Origin of the sequence: Gryllotalpicola koreensis, from assembly GCF_039538185.1 — a bacterium.
GTDB lineage: Bacteria > Actinomycetota > Actinomycetes > Actinomycetales > Microbacteriaceae > Gryllotalpicola > Gryllotalpicola koreensis.
Map to the genome: position 1 here is coordinate 67,707 of NZ_BAABBW010000005.1, position 19,782 is coordinate 87,488.

The 19,782-nt window shown below is 69.1% G+C and carries 20 protein-coding genes and 1 tRNA gene; 4 read left to right on the forward strand and 17 right to left on the reverse strand.

Going from position 1 to position 19,782, the window contains the following annotated elements; translation table 11 throughout:
• Nucleotides 1-4: 4 nt before the first annotated feature.
• From ABD708_RS14750 to ABD708_RS14770, 5 genes are all read right to left on the reverse strand, one after another.
• On the reverse strand, nucleotides 5-274 hold the full coding sequence (locus tag ABD708_RS14750; RefSeq protein WP_344755790.1) for a hypothetical protein: 270 nt from the start codon (nucleotides 272-274) through the stop codon (nucleotides 5-7).
• Nucleotides 275-322: 48 nt separating this feature from the next.
• Complete coding sequence (locus ABD708_RS14755; protein ID WP_344755792.1) at nucleotides 323-643, reverse strand: hypothetical protein; 321 nt, start codon at nucleotides 641-643, stop codon at nucleotides 323-325.
• Nucleotides 610-831: a hypothetical protein gene (locus tag ABD708_RS14760; protein WP_344755794.1), complete on the reverse strand. Its 222-nt coding sequence runs from the start codon at nucleotides 829-831 to the stop codon at nucleotides 610-612. Before ABD708_RS14760 ends, ABD708_RS14755 begins: the two co-directional genes overlap by 34 nt.
• Before the next feature lie 228 nt (nucleotides 832-1,059).
• The gene (locus tag ABD708_RS14765) at nucleotides 1,060-1,467 is read right to left on the reverse strand and encodes a hypothetical protein (RefSeq protein WP_344755796.1); all 408 of its coding nucleotides are present in this window, start codon (nucleotides 1,465-1,467) and stop codon (nucleotides 1,060-1,062) included.
• A gap of 80 nt (nucleotides 1,468-1,547) precedes the next feature.
• Nucleotides 1,548-3,491, reverse strand: coding sequence for a heavy metal translocating P-type ATPase (locus ABD708_RS14770; RefSeq protein WP_425553304.1), 1,944 nt, complete (start codon nucleotides 3,489-3,491; stop codon nucleotides 1,548-1,550).
• A gap of 30 nt (nucleotides 3,492-3,521) precedes the next feature.
• On the opposite strand from ABD708_RS14770, the gene ABD708_RS19500 reads away from it, so the two are divergent.
• Together ABD708_RS19500 and ABD708_RS14775 are read left to right on the forward strand one after the other, a co-directional pair.
• Nucleotides 3,522-3,656: a hypothetical protein gene (locus tag ABD708_RS19500; RefSeq protein WP_425553305.1), complete on the forward strand. Its 135-nt coding sequence runs from the start codon at nucleotides 3,522-3,524 to the stop codon at nucleotides 3,654-3,656.
• A gap of 505 nt (nucleotides 3,657-4,161) precedes the next feature.
• Nucleotides 4,162-4,479, forward strand: coding sequence for a metal-sensitive transcriptional regulator (locus tag ABD708_RS14775; protein WP_344755798.1), 318 nt, complete (start codon nucleotides 4,162-4,164; stop codon nucleotides 4,477-4,479).
• A gap of 60 nt (nucleotides 4,480-4,539) precedes the next feature.
• Here the strand turns inward: ABD708_RS14775 and ABD708_RS14780 are convergent.
• The 4 genes from ABD708_RS14780 to ABD708_RS14795 form a co-directional block, all read right to left on the reverse strand.
• Nucleotides 4,540-4,611: transfer RNA gene (locus tag ABD708_RS14780), tRNA-Gln, on the reverse strand.
• A gap of 36 nt (nucleotides 4,612-4,647) precedes the next feature.
• Nucleotides 4,648-5,574, reverse strand: coding sequence for an NAD(P)/FAD-dependent oxidoreductase (locus ABD708_RS14785; RefSeq protein ID WP_344755800.1), 927 nt, complete (start codon nucleotides 5,572-5,574; stop codon nucleotides 4,648-4,650).
• Nucleotides 5,561-7,069, reverse strand: coding sequence for a glutamate--tRNA ligase (gene gltX, locus ABD708_RS14790; RefSeq protein ID WP_344755802.1), 1,509 nt, complete (start codon nucleotides 7,067-7,069; stop codon nucleotides 5,561-5,563). Before gltX ends, ABD708_RS14785 begins: the two co-directional genes overlap by 14 nt.
• 12 nt (nucleotides 7,070-7,081) lie before the next feature.
• Nucleotides 7,082-8,056: a LysR family transcriptional regulator gene (locus ABD708_RS14795; protein WP_344755804.1), complete on the reverse strand. Its 975-nt coding sequence runs from the start codon at nucleotides 8,054-8,056 to the stop codon at nucleotides 7,082-7,084.
• An 82-nt stretch (nucleotides 8,057-8,138) separates the two neighbouring features.
• Between ABD708_RS14795 and ABD708_RS14800 the strand changes: the two genes are divergently transcribed.
• On the forward strand, nucleotides 8,139-9,197 hold the full coding sequence (locus ABD708_RS14800) for an aminotransferase class V-fold PLP-dependent enzyme (RefSeq protein ID WP_344755806.1): 1,059 nt from the start codon (nucleotides 8,139-8,141) through the stop codon (nucleotides 9,195-9,197).
• On the opposite strand, the gene ABD708_RS14805 is transcribed toward ABD708_RS14800, so the two are convergent.
• The 5 genes from ABD708_RS14805 to serA form a co-directional block, all read right to left on the reverse strand.
• Nucleotides 9,175-9,966, reverse strand: a complete 792-nt coding sequence (locus ABD708_RS14805; protein WP_344755808.1) for a fumarylacetoacetate hydrolase family protein — start codon at nucleotides 9,964-9,966, stop codon at nucleotides 9,175-9,177. The two genes, ABD708_RS14800 and ABD708_RS14805, sit on opposite strands and share 23 nt — an antisense overlap.
• Nucleotides 9,963-11,087: a branched-chain amino acid aminotransferase gene (locus ABD708_RS14810; RefSeq protein WP_344755810.1), complete on the reverse strand. Its 1,125-nt coding sequence runs from the start codon at nucleotides 11,085-11,087 to the stop codon at nucleotides 9,963-9,965. Before ABD708_RS14810 ends, ABD708_RS14805 begins: the two co-directional genes overlap by 4 nt.
• 9 nt (nucleotides 11,088-11,096) lie before the next feature.
• Entirely contained in the window at nucleotides 11,097-12,143 is a 1,047-nt protein-coding gene (locus ABD708_RS14815; protein WP_344755811.1) for a 3-isopropylmalate dehydrogenase, read from the reverse strand.
• A gap of 320 nt (nucleotides 12,144-12,463) precedes the next feature.
• Entirely contained in the window at nucleotides 12,464-13,303 is an 840-nt protein-coding gene (locus ABD708_RS14820) for a PhzF family phenazine biosynthesis protein (RefSeq protein WP_344755813.1), read from the reverse strand.
• Between the two features lie 5 nt (nucleotides 13,304-13,308).
• Nucleotides 13,309-14,901, reverse strand: a complete 1,593-nt coding sequence (gene serA, locus ABD708_RS14825) for a phosphoglycerate dehydrogenase (RefSeq protein ID WP_344755815.1) — start codon at nucleotides 14,899-14,901, stop codon at nucleotides 13,309-13,311.
• 72 nt (nucleotides 14,902-14,973) lie between these two features.
• Between serA and ABD708_RS14830 the strand changes: the two genes are divergently transcribed.
• Entirely contained in the window at nucleotides 14,974-16,185 is a 1,212-nt protein-coding gene (locus ABD708_RS14830; protein WP_344755817.1) for a sensor histidine kinase, read from the forward strand.
• Nucleotides 16,186-16,372: 187 nt separating this feature from the next.
• Here ABD708_RS14830 and ilvC read toward each other — a convergent pair whose 3' ends face one another.
• Genes ilvC through ABD708_RS14845 form a run of 3 tightly spaced genes read right to left on the reverse strand, consistent with a single transcriptional unit; the run spans nucleotide 16,373 to nucleotide 19,743 of the window.
• Nucleotides 16,373-17,401 (reverse strand): ketol-acid reductoisomerase, encoded by a 1,029-nt coding sequence (ilvC, locus tag ABD708_RS14835; RefSeq protein WP_344755819.1) that lies wholly within the window; start codon nucleotides 17,399-17,401, stop codon nucleotides 16,373-16,375.
• A 17-nt stretch (nucleotides 17,402-17,418) separates the two neighbouring features.
• Nucleotides 17,419-17,928: an acetolactate synthase small subunit gene (gene ilvN / locus ABD708_RS14840; protein ID WP_344755821.1), complete on the reverse strand. Its 510-nt coding sequence runs from the start codon at nucleotides 17,926-17,928 to the stop codon at nucleotides 17,419-17,421.
• A 3-nt stretch (nucleotides 17,929-17,931) separates the two neighbouring features.
• The gene (locus ABD708_RS14845; RefSeq protein ID WP_344755823.1) at nucleotides 17,932-19,743 is read right to left on the reverse strand and encodes an acetolactate synthase large subunit; all 1,812 of its coding nucleotides are present in this window, start codon (nucleotides 19,741-19,743) and stop codon (nucleotides 17,932-17,934) included.
• Nucleotides 19,744-19,782: the final 39 nt, after the last annotated feature.

The following is a 19,782-nucleotide window of genomic DNA, read 5'->3' on the forward strand; positions in this document are numbered from 1 at the left end:
GAAACTAGGCGTACTCGCACCAGTCGACGGGCTTCTCGGCGTGCCAGCTGCCGTCGGGCGCGGTCGCGCGCTCTTCCTGGGGCGCTCGCTCCACCGTAACAGGAAGAGAGCGGCTCACGACGACATCCACGTCCTCGCCGCCAGCGAGGTGGAGCCTGACGACGCCTGCGCCTTCGCGCATCGCTGCGACGATCCGTCGTTCCAGTCGGCGAGCACTGGTTCCCGGCCGCAGAAGGAAGCGCCGGTCGCCGAGGGTCAAGGTCAACGCATCCATGCCGGGCGGGTACCCGGCAGGTGCAGGGGGATAACGCCCGCGCGAACGCTAGAGGGACCCGGCAGCCCAGTCATCGAGCCGAGCGAGATGCTCCTGTCGCTCTGCGTGGTCGATGAACGCGGCGTCGAAGGAGTTGCGCGCGAGCCGCACGAGCTGCTCGCGGCTCGCTCCGGCGGCCACGAGTGCGTCCCAGTTCCGATCGAGGTAGCCGCCGAAATACGGCGGATCGTCGCTCGAGACCGTAACGCGCAGCCCCGCCTCGAGCATCGCGAACACCGGATGCTCCGCCATGCTCGGTACCGCACGCAACGCGACGTTCGACAACGGGCACACGGTCAGCGCGATCTGCTCATCGGCGAGTCGGCGCACGAGTTCCGGATCCTCCATGGCGCGCAGCCCGTGGTCGACGCGCTCGACGCGTAGCGGGCGTCGAGCACGTCGGGGTCATAGCTGGGCAGAGGGATGCCGTTGCGGCGCGCGATCTCGACGAGCAACGGCGACTCGAGGCATCCGTCGATGTGCAGGTGAAGCTCGGCAGAAGGGACCGGCGCAGACATGCGGGAACGCTATCAGCCGGCGACGTGCGAAAACCTTAGTCGGGTCTCTCGCACCGCGTCGGCGGATCGCGTACGTTCAACGACATGCGCGCTGCAGCTCGGGACAGTCGGCTCGATCACCGATCGCTCATCGTGCTGGGCATCGCCCTGACGATCGGCGGCATCCTCATCTCGGAGGGCGCCTGGCTACTGCTCCCGAACAACGGAGAGGTCACGCGGGGCTCGTCGTCAAATCCGTTCGTCGGCGGCGTGATCCAGCCGCACTTCACCGCGATCGACTATCTCGGGCAGGCCATCGCCATCGCGGGCATCCTCTTGCTCGTCGTCACGGTCGCGCTGCGCCTGGTGCGCCGCCGGCGCCACCAGTAGCAGAGCAACGAGCACGTCAAAGACCAGAAGCACGACAACCGCTGCTGCGCCGACGAGCCAGGCGAGATCGCCGTGCGGGAGGAGATAGCTCTGGTCGAATCCGCCATGCATCTCGCTTCGATCGACGGCCCAATCGTCGGCGACTCGGAACAGGGCGTAAAACACGAAGAAGACCACATTGAACACCGTTCCGACCACGGCCAGGGCAACGCGGATAGCCGACCTGAGGGGCACACGCGTCGAAGTGAGCGTGGCGTCACGGGTCATGATGCGAGATTAGCTTCGGCGCGACAGCCGGACATCATCCCGACGGCGTACCTTCGGGCCCAAGACGGACGCGATGCGGATCAGGCGCCGTCGAGGATCTCGCGCGCGCTCGTCCCGGGGCGCAGGTCGAGACGGCGCAGGAGCTGGGCGTTGAGCGCCACCACGACGGTCGAGAGGGACATCAGGATGGCTCCGATCGACATCGGCAGGACGAACCCGATCGGCGCCAGGATGCCGGCCGCCAACGGGACGGACAGCAGGTTGTAGCCTGCCGCCCACCACAGGTTCTGCGTCATCTTCCGGTAGGACGCGCGGGACAGCTGGATGACGGAGAGCACGGAGCGCGGGTCGGAGCTGGCGAGGATGACTCCGGCGGACGCGATGGCGACGTCCGTGCCTGCGCCGATCGCGATGCCGACGTCTGCCTGCGCGAGTGCCGGAGCATCGTTGACGCCGTCGCCGACCATCGCCACCGCGCGGCCCTCTGCCTGCAGCTGCTGGACCTTGGCGGCCTTGTCGGCGGGGCGAACGCCCGCGAAGACCCGGTCGATGCCGAGCTCCTTGGCGACGGTGTTCGCCACCGCTTCGGCGTCGCCCGTGATCATCACGACCTGGCGCGCGAGCGCGTGCAGCGCGTCGACCGCCTGGCGGGATTCCTCACGGACGGCGTCGGCCAGCCGCAGCGCACCGATCACCTTGCCGTCGGCGAGCACGTGCAGGATGATCGCGCCTTCCGCGCGCCACTGATCGGCAACGGGCAGCTCGTCCGCATTCTCTTCTTCCAAGAGGTTCGGCCCGCCTACCCGGATCGTCGTGCCGTCGACCGTTGCGGTGACGCCCACGGCAGGTGACGAAGTGAGGTCCGTCGCGCTCGGGACGCTCAGGCCTCGAGTGCGTGCCGCAACGACGATGGCGCGGGCCAGAGGATGCTCGGAGTCGGCCTCGGCTGCGGCAGCAAGGGCGAGCATCTCGTCATCGGACATCGACCCGGTGACCGCGGTTCCCGTCACCGTCGGCTCGCCCGTGGTCAGCGTGCCGGTCTTGTCGAACAGAATCGTGTCGACAGTGCGCATGCTCTCCAGCGCGAGGCGATCCTTGATGAGGACGCCGCCGCGGGCGGCCCGTTCCGTCGCGATCGAGACGACGAGCGGAATGGCCAGGCCGAGCGCGTGCGGGCAGGCGATGACGAGCACGGTGATCGTGCGGACCACCGCCTCGTCGGGGAATCCGACCAGGATCCACACGATCGCCGTGATCACGCCGGCGCCGAGCGCGAACCAGAACAGCCACGCCGCTGCCCGGTCGGCGATCCGCTGCGCCCGCGATGACGAGTTCTGCGCCGCGGAGACGAGCCGCTGGATGCCGGCCAGCGTGGTGTCGTCGCCGACGGCGGTGATCTCCACGCGGATCGAGGAGTCGGTGGCGATGGTGCCCGCCACGACGGATGCACCCTCGCCGCGGCTCACCGTCCGAGACTCGCCCGTGATCATGGACTCATCCATGCTCGCCGAGCCGGACCTGACACGGCCATCCGCGGGAACGCGGCCGCCCGGTCGCACCACCACGACGTCCCCGACCGCGAGTTCGGAGGGGGCGACCGTGCGGGTACCGTCGCCGTCGACGACTTCGGCCTCATCGGGAAGCAGCGCCGCGAGCGAGTCGAGTGCCGACGTGGTCTGCGCCAGCGACCGCATCTCGATCCAGTGGCCGAGGAGCATGATGACGATCAGGAGCGCCAACTCCCACCAGAAGTCCAGCTGGTGGTCGAGAACGCCGAGGCTTGCTCCGAGCGAGGCGACGAACGCCACCGTGATGGCGAGGCCGATCAGCAGCATCATGCCCGGCCGACGCGTGCGGATCTCCGAGACGGCGCCGGTGAGGAACGGCCAACCGCCCCAGAAGAACATGACCGTGCCGAGGACCGGCGAGATCCAGCTGATCCACACGGCGTCAGGAAGCTCGTAGCCCAGCAGCATCGAGAACATGCTCGAGAAGGCCACGACCGGGATGGCGAAGCCGAGCATGATCCAGAAGAGTCGACGGAATCGGCCGACATGATCGCCGTGGCCGCCGTGGCCGCCGTGCGCGTCATGTCCCGCATGACCCATGTGCTGGTCGTGTCCCATCTGGTGGTGATCCATCTGCACGTGGTGATCGTGCCCAGCGTGCTCGTCGTGGCGGTGCGCTGACGATGCGGCGCGCCGCTCCAGCACCTCCTGAGGGGATGGCAGCGTCCGCGCAGTCGCGGCGAAGTGCTCAGGGTCAGCATCGAAACGGGGGCCGCAGCCGGCGCAGCACAACCAGTAGCGCTCTCCTTGGTAGTCACGGAAGAAGCCGGCCGCTTCGGCGTCGTCCTTCACGACGACGTTCGTGGGCATCACCGGACAGACCGCAAGCGCTTCCTCGGGTGCGCTCAGCGCAGCATCTGGCGTGTGATCGTGATCGTGTGGCATCGCGTCCTCCATGCCCATCGGGGTTACGAGCTTGATCATACCCCTGGGGGGTATCCTGGCAAGCAGCATGACGAGCCGTGAGCCGTCGCGAGCCGTATATCGGAGAATGAAGCAGGATCTCTGTATCGGAGAATGAAACGGGATCTCTGGCGGGCTGCGGGCTGGGACCCGGTCTCAGCTCGGGTCGATCAGCCCGGGGCAGGCCCGGGCTGTACGTGACCGCTGAGCGAAGGAAGAACTGATGTCCACCCCACAGGCACCGAGCATGCACACGCATGGCTACATCACAGACAAGGACAAGTACCTGAACCGGCTGAAGCGGATCGAAGGCCAGGCGCGGGGCATCTCGAAGATGGTCGATGAGGAGCAGTACTGCATCGACATCCTCACCCAGATCAGCGCCCTCAAGAGCGCGCTCGAGGCCGTGGCAGTGGGACTGCTGGACGACCATCTCAAGCACTGCGTCCTGGACGCGGCGAAGACGGGTGGCGACGACACCGAGATCACGATCAAGATCAAGGAGGCGAGCGACGCCATCGCGCGCCTCGTGCGCTCCTGAAAGCCCAGAAACAAGAAAACCCTCGCATCGCGAGGGCTCTTGCACTGTCTCAACTCAGTGCTGGGGTACCTGGACTCGAACCAAGAACAACTGAACCAGAATCAGCCGTGTTGCCAATTACACCATACCCCAATGGCCGGAACCGAAGCTCGGGCACAAGAGAACACTTTACCCGATGGGCAGGCCGTCTCTGAAATCGGCGAGGGCGTCGAGCAGGTCGAGATGAATGGTCCGGGCGACCACCGCGCCCTCCCCCGCCGCGACCGCGATCTGCATGGGCTCGCGCGCCGTCACGTCGCCCGCGGCGTAGAGCCCGGGCACCGTGGTGCGGAAGCGCGCGTCGACGACGACCCGTCCGAGATCGTCGAGTGCGGCATCCGTATCGCTCAAGAACGCGACCTGCGGAATCCACTCGGGCCGTACGAATCCGCCCTCGCGTGCGACGACGCGGCCGGATGCGAGACGGATGCCGGTCATGACCGCGCGCTCCCCCTCGATCGCGACCACGGGCTCGCGCTCGACACCGATGCCGGCGGCGACGAGCCGCGCCTCATCCTCCGTACGGAGAGTGCTCGAGAACACGATCAGATCCGGCGCCCAGTGCGCGATCTCGAGCGCCCGCACGACGAGGTCCGGCCCGATTCCCACCAGGGCGAGCGCCTGCCCGCTCTTCTCGTACGCATCGCACTCGATGCACGAGTGCAGCGCTGTTCCGTAGTAGGCGCGCAGGTTCTCGACCTTCGGCAGCACCTCCGACAGCCCCGTTGCCACGAGCACCGCGCGCGGGCGCAGCTCAAGGTCAGGTCCGCCGCGCTGCCCCGTGACCGACACCGTGAGGTCAGCCCCGACCGACGTCACCACACCCGTCGTGTGCGCGGCCCCCGGGTAGGCGAGCACCTGCTCGCGCCCAACCTTGCGCAGCTCGAGCGGCGGGATGCCGTCGAGCCCGAGCGTGCCGTGCGAGTGGAGCGTCGGCGCGTGCCGGGGCCTGTTGGTGTCCACCATGAGCACGCTGCGGCGCGCGCGCACCAGGTTCAGCGCAGCGGTGAGCCCAGCCGGCCCGGCGCCGATGACGACGACGTCAGGCTCGGTCATGCAGCTTCCGCAGACGAGCCAGCGTCTCCTCTTTCCCGAGGATCTCGAACGACTCGAACAGCGGCGGCGACACGCGGCGACCGGATGCCGCGACCCGCAGCGGCCCGAACGCGACGCGCGGCTTCAGGCCGAGGTTCTCGATCAGCGCGGCGCGCAGCGCCTCCTCGATGGCGACCGTCGTCCACGACTCCAGCGGCTCGAGGGCGGCGACGGATGCTTCGAGGATCGCCGGCGCGACGTCCGTCAGCGTCGCGAGCGCATCGTCCTCATAAACCAGGGCGTCGGCGGAGGTGAACAGGAAACCGAGCATGCCGGGCGTCTCGCCGAGCAGCTGCACGCGCTCCTGCACGAGGGGCGCGGCCTTGAGCAGCACCGCGCGCTCGGCATCCGTCACCACCTCGCCCAAAACCCCGGCAGCCTGCAGATAGGGAACGGTTCGTGACGCGAAGTCGGCGACGTCGAGCAGCCGGATGTGGTCGCCGTTGATCGACTCGGCCTTCTTCTGGTCGAAGCGCGCGGGGTTGGGGTTCACGTCGACGATGTCGAACTTCTCGACCAACTCGTCCATCGAGAACACGTCGCGGTCGGCCGAGTAGCCCCAGCCGAGCAGCGCGAGGTAGTTGTCGAGCCCCTCGGGGATGAAGCCGCGGTCGCGGTGGTGGAACAGGTTCGACTGCGGGTCGCGCTTCGAGAGCTTCTTGTTGCCGTCGCCAAGCACGCTGGGCATGTGGCCGAAGCGCGGGATGAAGGTCGTGATGCCCAGATCGATCAGCGCCCGATACAGCGCGATCTGGCGCCCGGTCGACGGCATGATGTCCTCGCCGCGCAGCACGTGGGTGATCTGCATCAGCGCGTCGTCGACGGGGTTGACGAGGGTGTAGAGCGGATGCCCGTTCGGGCGCACGATGACGAAGTCGCCGAACGAGCCCGCCGGGAAGGTGATCTCGCCGCGGATCAGGTCGTCGAAGGCGACGTCCTCGTCGGGCACGCGCAGGCGGATGGCCGGCTCGCGGCCCTCGGCGCGGAACGCCGCCTTCTGCTCCTCGGTCAGCGTGCGGTCGTAGTTGTCGTAGCCCTGCGCGCGCGGCCGGCCGTTGGCGTCGTTGCGTGCGTCGATCTCCTCCGCCGTCGAGAAGGACTCGTAGGCGTGACCGGATGCCAGCAGCTTGGCGACCACGTCGCGGTAGATGTCGTACCGCTGCGACTGCCGGTAGGGCTCGTGCGGGCCGCCCTTGCCGACGCCCTCGTCCCAGTCGATGCCGAGCCAGGTGAGTCCGTCGACGATCTGCTCGAAGCTCTCCTCGCTGTCGCGGGCCGCGTCGGTGTCCTCGATGCGGAAGATGAGCTTGCCGCCGGTGTGCCGGGCGTAGGCCCAGTTGAACAGCGCGGTGCGGATGAGACCCACGTGCGGGGTGCCGGTCGGCGATGGGCAGAACCGGACGCGCACCTCAGTGCCGGTCGCGGTCGAGAACGGGTACTCGCGTGAGTCAGACATACGCGAGCAAGTTTATCGAGCAGGAACGGAGGCTTCCTCCAGAGACAGCCGGGCGAGATCGAGGGAGCGCAGCGCCTCGAGCGTCGCCGCGACGGCGGGCACGCGGCTCGCCCCCTCCGTCGTCACGACGTGGATCGTGCGCGCGTCGCCACGGGCCGTCGATCTCAGCACGATGCCTTCGGGCACGCGCGTCGAGGCGAGCGCGAGCGCCGGCACGAGGGCGATGCCGATGCCGGCATCCGCCATGCCCAGCACCGCCGAGAAGTTGTCCGTCTCGTAGGCGATCGTCGGCGTGAACCCGGCCGACTCGGTGACCTGCAGCAGATGGCCGCGGCAGCGCGGGCAGCCGGCGATCCACGTCTCGTCGGCGAGCTCGTCGATCGGCACGCGGTCGTGCGCCGCGGCGGGGTGCGAGGCGGGCAGCGCGACGAGCATCTCGTCCTGCCAGAGGGAGTCCACGCTGAGCCCCTGCGCGCTCTCCTGATGGGGGTCGACGCGGTCGCCCGGGTAGCTGAAGGTGATCGCCACGTCGACGGAGCCGGCACGGACGGCCTCGACCGCCTCGGGCGGCTCGGCCTCGAGATAGCTGACGGAGAGCCCGGGATGCGTGGCCGCAAGCTGCTTCACGAGCTTCGGCACCACGGTCGAGGACGCGGTCGGGAAGCCGGCCAGCCGAACCCGCCCCGCGCGCAGCCCGGAGAGCTCGGCCAGCTCGCCGGCCGCCGCGTCGAAGGCGTTCGTGATGGTGCGGGCGTGGCGCGCGAGCACCTCGCCCGCCTCGGTGAGGCGCACGGAGCGGCCGATGCGCTCGGCGAGGGCGAGGCCGAGGCGCTGCTCGGTGCGGCGCAGGTGCTGACTGACGGCCGGCTGGCTGTAGCCGAGCGCCTCGGCGGCGGCGGTGATCGAGCCGTGCTCGGCGATCGCTCCGACGATGCGCAGGGTCTGCGCGTCGAGCTCGGGCAGCTGTTCAGCGGGGGTCAGAGTCACGCCCACATCATAACCAGCGGTTATCGAAACCATCCTTGACCTGTTCTTGTGTGATGGATTCTCCGGGGCCGACCCTGGACGCATGACCGCGCTCCCCCACGACGAGTTCCCCACGGGCACCGGCCACCTCGCCGCGTGCACGATGGGCATCGCTCCGATGCGGGCGCGCCGGGCGCTCGCCGCCGATCTCGATCTCTGGGCGAGCGGCGACACGAGCACCACCCGCTACGAGGACGCGGTCGCCCGGGGCCGCGACGCCTACGCGCGGCTGGTCCACGTCTCGCCCGAGAGCGTGGCCATCGGATCGCAGGTGTCGGTGCAGGCATCCGTCATCGCCGCCGCCGCGCCCGACGGTGCCGAGGTGCTCTGCCCGGCCGGGGACTTCAGTTCGGTGGGGGCGCCGTTCGCGCAGCAGGCGCACCGCGGCGTGCGGGTGCGCGAGGTGCCGCTCGAGGGCCTGGCGGATGCCGTCACCGAGCGCACCTGGCTGGTCGCGTTCTCTCTCGTGCAGTCCGCGACCGGGCGCGTCGCCGACGCCGACGCCGTGCTCGAGGCGGCCGAGCGCCACGGGGCGCGCACGCTCGCCGACCTCACCCAGGCCGCCGGATGGCTGGACTTCGACGCGAGCCGGGTCGACGCGACCGTCGCGCACGCCTACAAGTGGTTGTGCGCGCCGCGCGGCGCGAGCCTGATGACGCTGAGCGAAGACTTCCAGGGCGAGCTGCGGCCGGTGCAAGCCGGGTGGTACGCGGGCGACGACGTCTGGGCTTCCTGCTACGGCGCCGACGTCGCGCTCGCGGCCGACGCGCGCCGCTTCGACGTCTCCCCCGCGTGGCAGGCGTGGGTCGGCGCCGCCGCGTCACTTGAGCTGTTCGCCGATGCCGACCTCGCCGGCATCCGTGCCCACGACGTGGGCCTCGCGAACGAGCTGCGCGCTGCCCTGGGGCGGCCGCCCGCGGACTCGGCGATCGTCACGTGGGCCGACCCCGACGGGCGCGATGTGAGGGCGATGACGGATGCCGGACTCACCGTCTCCGGCCGGGCGGGCAACGCCCGCGTCGCCTTCCACGTGTGGAACGACGAGCACGACGTCGCCCGCGCCGCGGACTCGATAGGGACTACTCTGCCTGCGCTGCTCTGACCGGGTTCCGCAGAATCCCCAGTCCCTCGACCTCGACCTCGACCGTGTCGCCCGCGACGATCGGGCCGACGCCCGCCGGCGTTCCCGTCATGATGACGTCGCCGGGCAGCAGCGTGAACGCGGCCGAGGCGTGCGCGATGATCGTCGGCACATCGAAGATGAGGTCGGAGATGTTGCCGTCCTGCCGGATCTCGCCGTTGACGCGGGTCTGGATCGCGGCGTCCGCCAGCTCGAACTCGGTCTCGATGACGGGGCCGAGCGGCGCGAAGGTGTCGAAGCCCTTGGCGCGCGCCCACTGCCCGTCGGCGACCTGCAGGTCGCGCGCCGAGACGTCGTTGCCGATCGTGTAGCCGAAGACGTACTCGAGCGCCCGCTCGGCCGGCACGTTCTTCGCGACCTTGCCGATGACGACGACGAGCTCGCCCTCGTGCTCGACCCGGTTCGAGACCGCGGGCAGCACGATGGGCTCGTTCGGGCCGATGACGGCGGTGTTGGGCTTGAGGAAGAGCAGCGGCTCCTTCGGGGCGTCGCCGCCGGTGACCGACTTCATCTCCTCGACGTGGTCCTGGTAGTTCTTGCCGACGCCGACGACCTTGGACCGCGGGATGACGGGGGCGACGAGCGTCACACCCGTGATCTTGACGCGCTCACCGGTCGGCTCGTACCCCGCGAACATCGGGTCGCCTTTGAGCAGCACCCACTCCTGCTCATCGGGGTCGAGGATGCCGTAGCTGAGCACGCCCTCGTGCTGGAAGCGGCCGACCTTCATCGAGCCTCTCCCCCAGCGTCCAGCCGATAGAGCCAGCCGTGCCGGTCCTCGACGCGGCCGTACTGGATGTCGGTGAGCTCCTTGCGCAACGACATCGCGAGCGACTCGCCCTCGGGCAGCACGGGCAGCTCGATCGTGAAGTCCTTCGCCTTGAGCTGGGCGATGGGGTTCACCACCGCCGCGGTGCCGCAGGCGAACGCCTCGACGATGTCGCCGCTCGCGACGCCGTCGCGCCACTCGGCGATCGCCACGGGGCGCTGCTCGACCGTGAGCCCGCGGTCCTTCGCGAGCTGCAGCAGCGAGTCGCGGGTGATGCCCTCGAGGATGCTGTCGGAGGCGGGCGTCACGAGCGTGCCGTCCTTCTTCACGAGCACGAGGTTCATGCCGCCGAGCTCTTCGAGGTTGCCGTCCTGCAGGAACAGCACCTGGTCGCAGCCCTGCGCGTACGCCTCCCGCTGGGGCAGCAGCGACGCGGCGTAGTTGCCGCCGGTCTTCGCCGCCCCCGTGCCGCCGTGCCCCGCGCGCGCGTAGTCGGTCGACAGCCAGATCGACACCGGCTGCACACCGCCCTTGAAGTAGGCCCCCGCGGGCGAGGCGATCACGAAGTAGTACACCTTGCGCGCCGCGCGCACCCCGAGGAACGCCTCGGAGGCGAACATGAAGGGACGCAGGTAGAGGCTGGTCTCGCCGCCCTCGGGCACCCAGGCGGCGTCCTGCCGCACGAGGTTCTTCAGCGAGTCGAGGAACACCTCGAGCGGCAGCTCGGGAAGCGCGAGGCGGCGGGCGGAGCGCTGCAGGCGCAGGCCGTTCTGGTCGGGGCGGAAGCTCCAGATCGAGCCGTCGGCGTGGCGGTAGGCCTTGAGCCCCTCGAAGATCTCCTGCGCGTAGTGCAGCACGGCCGCGGCCGGATCGAGCGAGATCTTGGCATAGGGCTCGACGGCGGCGCGGTGCCAGCCGCCGCGCTCGCTCCAGTGGATCTGGACCATGTGGTCGGTGAAGAACTGGCCGAAGCCCGGGGCGGCGAGGATCTCCGCGCGCTCGGCATCGGACTTCGGGGTGGGGTTCGGCGTCACCGCGAACTGCAGCGGCGAGATGTCGGTGAGAGAGAGCGACAGGGACATGAATAAACCTTACGAGAGCAGCGTGACGATCGAATCGCCGACTTCGGCGGTCGAGCGCGTGCCGGTGCGGGCGGCGAGGTCCTGCCGCACCGCGGCGGTGACCCTGCCCGCGGCATCCGCCAGCCCGAGGTGGGTCAGCAGCAGCGCGACGGACAGGATGGCCGCCGTCGGATCCGCCTTCTGCTGACCGGCGATATCGGGTGCGGAGCCGTGCACGGGCTCGAACATGCTGGGGAACGTGCCGTCGGGGTTGATGTTGCCCGAGGCCGCCAGCCCGATGCCGCCGCTGATTGCGCCGGCCAGGTCGGTGAGGATGTCGCCGAAGAGGTTGTCGGTGACGATGACGTCGAATCTAGCAGGATCCGTGACCAGGAAGATCGTCGCCGCGTCGACGTGCAGGTAGTCGACCTCGACCTCGGGGAACTCCATGCTCACCTCGTCGACGATTCGGCGCCACAGCTTGCCCGCGAAGACGAGCACGTTGGTCTTGTGCACGAGGGTCAATTTCTTACGGCGAGCGGATGCCTGGGCGAAGGCGAACCGCACGACCCGCTCCACCCCGTAGGCGGTGTTGACGCTCACCTCGTTCGCGATCTCGTGCGGTGTGCCGATGCGGATGCTGCCGCCGTTGCCGACATACGGCCCCTCTGTGCCTTCGCGCACGACCACGAAATCGACCTCGCCGGGGTTGCGCAGGGGGCTCTCGACGGTCGGGTAGACGACGGTCGGGCGCAGGTTCACGTAGTGGTCGAGCTCGAAACGCAGCTTGAGCAGCAGACCCCGCTCGATGTTCGCGGCAGCGAGCCTCGGGTCGTTGGGCTTCCCGCCGACGGCGCCGAGCAGGATGGCATCCGCTTTCTTGATCTCGGCGAGCTCCGCCTCAGGCAGCACCTCGCCGTCCTCGAGGAAGCGCCCGGCGCCGAGCCGGTACTCCGTCTTGGCGAAGGTGACGTCGCTGTCTGCGGTGACCGCATCGAGGACTTTGAGCGCTTCGGCGACGACCTCGGGGCCGATGCCGTCGCCGGGGATGACTGCGAGTTCGACGGTGCGGGGCATGGATTCAAGGTTATCGAGTCTTGCGGCGCCGCCCGCGCCAGCACCTCGAGGACGATCCCGCCTACGGCAAGATCGTCCTGGTGATCTGACGCGGAGCCCGTTGGGGAGTGCGAAAAGTACGCCGAATCGTGATCGAAGATGCATTTCGCACCGGTCTAGCCTCGGCACGTGCGGATCTGGCCGTGGATCACCTTAGGAGATCGCGGGCGCTGGCGGCAGCCACACACCTGAGGCATCCGGCTGAGGCTAAGGGAAGGGATTCGGCGCGACACGCCGCACGCACGCCGCAACACGCCGAGGGCCTTGCGGAATCCCTTCCGCTAGAGAGCGAGGGCGCCCGTCACGAGGGTCTGGGTCTGACCGCCGACCCAGATGCGGCCCTCGTCGAGGGTGACGCGCACGAGGCCGTCCCTGCCGAGCGCGTGGCCCTGTCCTGCAAGGTACGACTCCGAGACCCTGCCGGACTCGACCAGCCAGCGCGCGAGCCCGGCGTTCAGCGAGCCGGTCACCGGGTCCTCCACGACGCCGATCTGCGGGATGAACGCCCGCACCTCGATGAGGCGCTCATCCTCTTCGAGGTAGTGCGCGAACGCGCCGATGCCGTGCTCGCCGAAGCCGGCGAGGTTCGGCTCGACCGCCAGCAGCTCGTCGACGCTCGGCAGCTCGACCGCGAACCAGCCGGGGCCGTTGTCGACCCACTGCGACGAGACGATCGCGCTGCGCTCGATGCCGAGGGCGACGGATGCCTCAGCGAGCGTCTCCTCATCGACGGGGCCCGATCGCACGAACCCCGGGGCCTCGAACGCCAGTCCGTGCTCGTCGCGCCGCAGGGTGACGAGCCCGATGCCGCACTCCTGAACGACGACGCCCTCGCGGGCGGGCACGCCGCCTGACTCGAGCCACGCGTGTGCGGTGCCGAGTGTGGGGTGGCCGGCGAACGGCAGCTCGCCGCCCGGCGTGAAGATGCGCACCCGATAATCGGCAGCCGGGTCCGTCGGCGGCAGCAGGAACGTCGTCTCGGACAGGTTCGTCCACGATGCGAACTGCTGCATCGTGACGTCGTCGAGGCCGGAGCCGTCGACGACGACCGCGACGGGGTTGCCGGAGAGCGGGGTGCGGCCGAAGACGTCGACCTCTGTGTAGCGGCGCGAGTCAGGCATCCGTGCTACTCGGTGATGTCGATCTCGACGAGCTCCTCGGCGCTGATCGCCTCAGCGACCTGACCGAGGATCTCGGACGGCACCGGCGAGTCGACCGTCAGCACCGAGAGGGCCTTGCCGCCCTCTTCGTCGCGGGCGATCTGCATGTTCGCGATGTTGATGTCGGCCTCGCCGAAGGCCTTGCCGTAGACGGCGACGATTCCAGGGCGGTCGCGGTAGACCAGCACGACGTGGTGCTTGGCGAGCGGCACCTCGATCTCGTACTCGTTCAGCCCGATGATCTTCTCGACCATCTTCGTGCCCGACAGGGTGCCCGCGACCGTGACGACGGTGCCGTCGGCGAGGATGCCCTTGAGCGTCGTCGTGTTGCGGTAGTCCTTCGACTCGTCGCCCGTGGTGAGCGAGACCTCGATGCCGCGCTGCTCGGCGAGCAGCGGCGCGTTCACGTACGACACCTTGTCGCTCACGATGTTCGTGAAGTAGCCCTTGAGGGCCGCGAGCTTGTAGACCGAGACGTCGTAGGCGGCGAGCTCGCCGCGCACGTCGACATCGAGGCTCGTGAGCGCCTCCTTGCCGGTCAGCCCGGCGAACACCTGGCCGAGCTTCTCGACGAGGGCGATGCCGGGGCGCACGAACGGGTCGATGACGCCGCCGGCGACGTTCACGGCGTCGGGCACGAGGTTGCCCTCGAGCGCGAGCTTCACCGAGCGGGCCACCGACACGCCCGCCTTCTCCTGCGCCTCGTCGGTCGACGCGCCGAGGTGCGGCGTGACGACGACGTTCGGCAGCGAGGTGAGCGCGTCGTCCTTCGGGGGCTCGCTCGTGAACACGTCGAGGCCGGCGCCCGCGATGACGTTGTTGCGCAGCGCCTCGGCGAGCGCGGCCTCGTCGATCAGGCCGCCGCGGGCGACGTTGACGATATATGCCGTCGGCTTCATGAGCGCGAGCTGGGCCGTGGAGATCATGCCGGTCGTCTCCGGCGTCTTCGGCATGTGGATGGTGATGAAATCGGATGCCCCCAGCAGCTCGTCGAGCTCGAGGAGCTCCACCCCGAGCTGCTGCGCCCGCGCCGCGGTGACATAGGGGTCGTACGCGACGACGCGCACGCCGAAGGCCTGCAGGCGCTGGGTGATCAGGGTGCCGATGCGGCCGAGGCCGATGATGCCGACGGTCTTCTCGAAGAGCTCGGTGCCGGTGTACTTCGACCGCTTCCACTCCCCCGCGTTGAGCGAGGCGTGGGCGGCCGGGATGTGGCGGGCGAGGCTCAGGATGTGCCCGATGGTGAGTTCGGCCGCCGAGATGATGTTGGAGGTCGGGGCGTTGACGACCATGACGCCGGCCTTCGTCGCCGAGGGGATGTCGACATTGTCGAGGCCGACGCCCGCACGGGCGATGACCTGCAGCACGGGGGCTGCGGCGATCGCCTCGGCGTCCATCTTGGTAGCAGAGCGGATGAGCACCGCGTTGGCCTCGGCGAGCGCCGCGAGCAGCGCAGGACGGTCGGTGCCGTCCACATTCCGGACTTCGAAGTCGGGACCGAGCGCCTCGACGGTTGCGGGGGACAGTTCTTCGGCGATCAGCACGACCGGCTTCGTCACGGGTGGTTCCTTACAGTGGCGGTTCAGCGTTGCACCAACCCTATCGGTCCGTCATCTGCCAGAGTGACGGGCATGAGGCCGCTGCGCGCGCTGTTCCTGCGTCTCACCGCAGGGCGGCTGACGCCGTGGGTGAAGCAGATCCCGACGGTGGTCACCTTCGCCGTCGCGCTGCTCGTGCTGCTCGCGACACGGATGCCGGTCGAGTCGGCCGGCCTGCTGCTGGCATCCGTTCTCGTCGAAGCCGCCGCGACAGCCGCCGCGATCGCTCTGCCCTGGCGGCGCATCGACCCGTTCTGGAGCGTGCTGATCCCCTGCGCGAGCTTCGTCGCGATCGCGCTGCTGCGGCTCGCGACGGGAGGCAGCGACTCGCCGTTCGGGGTGCTGCTGATCATCCCGACGATCTGGGTGGCGAGCGAGCCCGGCGCGTGGAATCCGCTCATCGCCGGCGTCGGCACGTGTTTCGCTCTGTTACTTCCCGAATACCTCGACGGGGCGTCGGTCACGCTCGGCGACATCGCACGCGACCTGCTCACCCCGTTCGTGTACATCGTCGCGGCGATCATCATCAACGAGATCGCGCGTCGGCTGCGCGAGGCGGGCGAGGAGCGCGACCGGGTGAAGGACGAGTTCCTCGGCCTCGTCTCGCACGAGCTGCGCAACCCGCTGACGAGCGTGCTCGGCTATCTCGAGCTGCTGCGCATGACGGGCGCGAACCTCAGCGACGAGCAGCGCGGCTTCGTCGACGTCGCCGAACGCAACGCGCGGCGGCTGCGGCATCTCGTCGGCGACCTGCTCACGACGGCGCAGGCGGGCGCCGGGGCGTTCACGCTGCAGAAGACGAAGGTCGAGCTGAACGACGTGGTGCGGCAGGCGGTCGAGTCGGCCGGACCTGCCGCCGAGGACGCCGGCGTGACGCTCGGGACCGACCTTGCGGCATCCGTCATCATCTCCGCGGACCCCGACCGCCTCGGCCAGGCGTGCGACAACCTGATCTCGAACGCGATCAAGTTCACGCCGGAAGGCGGCACCGTCACGGTCTCGACCGAGTTGCGGGGCACGGATGCCGCACTGTCGGTGCGAGACACGGGGGTCGGCATCCCGGCCGACGAGGTCGCGCACCTGAGCGAGCGGTTCTTCCGCGCCTCGACGGCGCAGGCGATTCCGGGCGTGGGTCTGGGGCTCACGGTCGTGCGCGCGATCGCGACGGCGCACGGCGGCCGCCTCGAGATCGAGAGCGAGCAGGGCGCCGGCACGACGTTCACCCTCGTGCTGCCGGCGGCGTGATCGCGTGCCGAGCACCTTTTCTTCATCGAGGATCGAGTACGGAGTAGTCGCGCCGATTCCGAACTCTTAACTGCGACAGCGCCGTACTCGATGCGCAGGGCTCCCGTACAAACCGAGACGTGCCGTAACGGGGTTATCCGCCGGGCGGATTCGGCCGTTACGGCACGTCGCGATGAGGTCGGCGCTCTTAGCGCGCGACAGAGCCGTCCACGTAGTCGTCGTCGGAGTTCGAGTTCCAGGCGAAGAGCGAGCGCAGCTCGCGGCCGGTGACCTCGATCGGGTGCTGCTCGCCCTCGGCGCGCAGCTTCAGGAACTCCGGGGCGCCCGCGTCCTGGTCGGCGATGAAGCGCTTGGCGAAGGTGCCGTCCTGGATGTCCGCGAGGACCTCCTTCATGTGCTCCTTCACGCTCGGGTCGATGACGCGCGGGCCCGAGACGTAGTCGCCGTACTCGGCGGTGTCGGAGACCGACCAGCGCTGCTTGGCGATGCCGCCCTCCCACATCAGGTCGACGATGAGCTTGAGCTCGTGCAGCACCTCGAAGTAGGCGATCTCGGGCTGGTAGCCGGCCTCCTGCAGGGTCTCGAAGCCGTACTGCACCAGGTGCGAGACACCGCCGCAGAGCACGGTCTGCTCGCCGAACAGGTCGGTCTCGGTCTCCTCCGTGAAGGTCGTCTTGATGACGCCGGCGCGGGTGCCGCCGATCGCCTTCGCGTACGACTTCGCGATGTCCCACGCCTGGCCCGAGGCGTCCTGCTCGACGGCGATGATGTCGGGGATGCCGCGGCCCGCGACAAACTCGCGACGCACGGTGTGGCCGGGGCCCTTCGGCGCGACCATGATCACGTCGACGTTCGAGGGCGCCGTGATGTAGCCGTAGCGGATGTTGAAGCCGTGGCCGAAGAGCAACACCTTGCCCGCGGCGAGGTGGGGGGCGATGTCGTCCGCGTAGAGGTGGCGCTGCACCTGGTCGGGGGCGAGGATGACGATGACGTCGGCCCACTCCGCGGCCTCGGCGTTGCTCTTCACCTCGAAGCCGGCCTCTTGCGCCTTCTGGATCGACTTCGACCCCTCGCGCAGCCCGATGACGACCTCGACGCCCGAGTCGCGCAGGTTCTGCGCGTGCGCGTGGCCCTGCGAGCCGTAGCCGATGACCGCGACCTTCTTGCCCTGGATGATGCTGAGGTCGGCGTCGTTGTCGTAGTAGATCTCTGCCATGTTCTTCTCTCTCTTGCTTAAGACTTGAAAACTCTGTCGGTGATCGATTTGGAGCCGCGGCCGATGGCGAGCATGCCCGACTGAGCCAGCTCCTTGATGCCGAACGGCTCGAGGATGCGCAGCAGCGCCTGGATCTTGCCGGAATCCCCCGTCGCCTCGATGACGAGCGCGTCGGCGGCGACATCGACGACGCGGGCGCGGAACAGGTTCACGGCCTCGAGCACCTGCGACCGGGTGGTCGTGTCGACGCGCACCTTGACGAGCAGGTGCTCGCGCTGCACCGACTGCGCGGGGTCGAGCTCGACGATCTTGATCACGTTGATCAGCTTGTTGAGCTGCTTGGTGACCTGCTCGAGCGGCAGCTCCTCGACGTCGACCACGACGGTGATCCGCGAGAGGCCCTCGACCTCGGTGGTGCCGACCGCGAGCGAATTGATGTTGAAGCCGCGGCGGGCGAACAGGCCGGCGACGCGGGTCAGCAGGCCGGGCTTGTCCTCGACGAGGAGGGACAGGACGTGGTGGCTCATGGCTTACTCCTCCCCCCAGCTCGGGCTGTGGTCGCGGGCGTACTGCACGTAGCTGTTGCTGACACCCTGGGGCACCATCGGCCACACCATCGCGTCGCGCGAGACGACGAAGTCGATCACCACGGGCCGGTCGTTGGTCTCGAGCGCGAGCTTGATCGCCGCGTCGACCTCTTCGGGCTTCTCGACCCGGATGCCGAGGGCGCCGTACGCGTCGGCGAGCTTCACGAAGTCGGGCACATGGCGCGAGCCGTGGCCGGTGTGCAGCTCGCTCTGCGAGTAGCGGCCGTCGTAGAACAGCGCCTGCCATTGGCGGATCATGCCGAGCGACGAGTTGTTGATGATCGCGACCTTGATCGGGATGTCGTTGATCGCGCAGGTGACGAGCTCCTGATTGGTCATCTGGAAGCATCCGTCGCCGTCGATCGACCACACCACGCGGTCGGGCTGCGCCACCTTGGCGCCCATCGCGGCGGGCACTGAGTAGCCCATGGTGCCCGCGCCGCCCGAGTTGAGCCATGCATTAGGCCGTTCGTACTGGATGAACTGCGCCGACCACATCTGGTGCTGGCCGACGCCGGCGACGTACACGCCCTCGGGCCCGGTCAGCTCGCCGATGCGCTGGATGACGTGCTGCGGCGCGAGCAGCCCGTCGCTCGGCGGGGTGAAGCCGAGCGGGAACTCCTGCCGCAGGCCCTCGAGCCGCGTCCACCATTCGGCGATGTCGGGCGTGGTCTCGACCGACGCGGTGCGGAACGCCGCGGTGAGGTCGGGCAGCACCTCGGCGAGGTCGCCCACGATCGGCACGTCGGCCACACGGATCTTCGAGATCTCGGCCGGGTCGACGTCGACGTGCACGATCTTCGCCTCAGGGGCGAAGTCCGCGACCTTGCCGGTCACGCGGTCGTCGAAGCGCGCGCCGAGAGCGACGATGAGATCGGATTCCTGCAGCGCGAGCACCGCGGGAACCGTGCCGTGCATTCCCGGCATGCCCAGGTGCTGCTGGTGCGAGTCGGGGAAGGCGCCGCGGGCCATGAGCGTGGTCACGACGGGCGCGCCCGTCGCCTCGGCGAGCTCGAGGAGCTGGGCGGATGCCTTGGCGCGCACCACTCCGCCGCCGACGTACAGCACGGGCTTCTTCGCCTCGGCGATCAGCTGCGCCGCGGCCTGGATCTGCTTGCCGTGCGCCTTCGTGACAGGGCGGTAGCCGGGCAGCTCGATCTTCGGCGGCCAGCTGAACGCGAAGGTGTTCTGCTGGGCGTCCTTCGTGATGTCGACGAGCACGGGGCCTGGGCGGCCGGTGCCTGCGATGTGATAGGCCGCCGCGATCGCCGCCGGGATCTCCTCTGCGGTCTTCACGAGGAAGGAGTGCTTCGTGATCGGCATCGTGATGCCGACGATGTCGGCCTCCTGGAAGGCGTCCGTGCCCATCAGCGTCGAGAACACCTGACCGGTGATCGCAAGCAGCGGCACGGAGTCCATGTAGGCATCCGCAATGGCGGTGACGAGGTTCGTCGCGCCCGGCCCGGAGGTCGCGATCGCGACCCCGACCTTGCCGCTCGCCGCGGCGTAGCCCTCGGCGGCGTGGCCTGCGCCCTGCTCGTGGCGGACCAGGATGTGGCGCACGGCGCTCTGCGCCATGAGCTCGTCGTAGAGGGGAAGGACGGCACCGCCCGGAAGCCCGAAGACGTCGGTGACGCCGAGGTGCTCGAGGGTGCGCAGGATGGCGGCCGAGCCGGTGATCAGCTCGGGGCCCGGGTGACCCGCGGCCGACGCAGCGGGCGGCGGCGTGGGCACAGGTCGAGAGTCCGTGGGCATGAGTGGTCCCTTAGATGCGTGAATGATCGATGAGGTCGC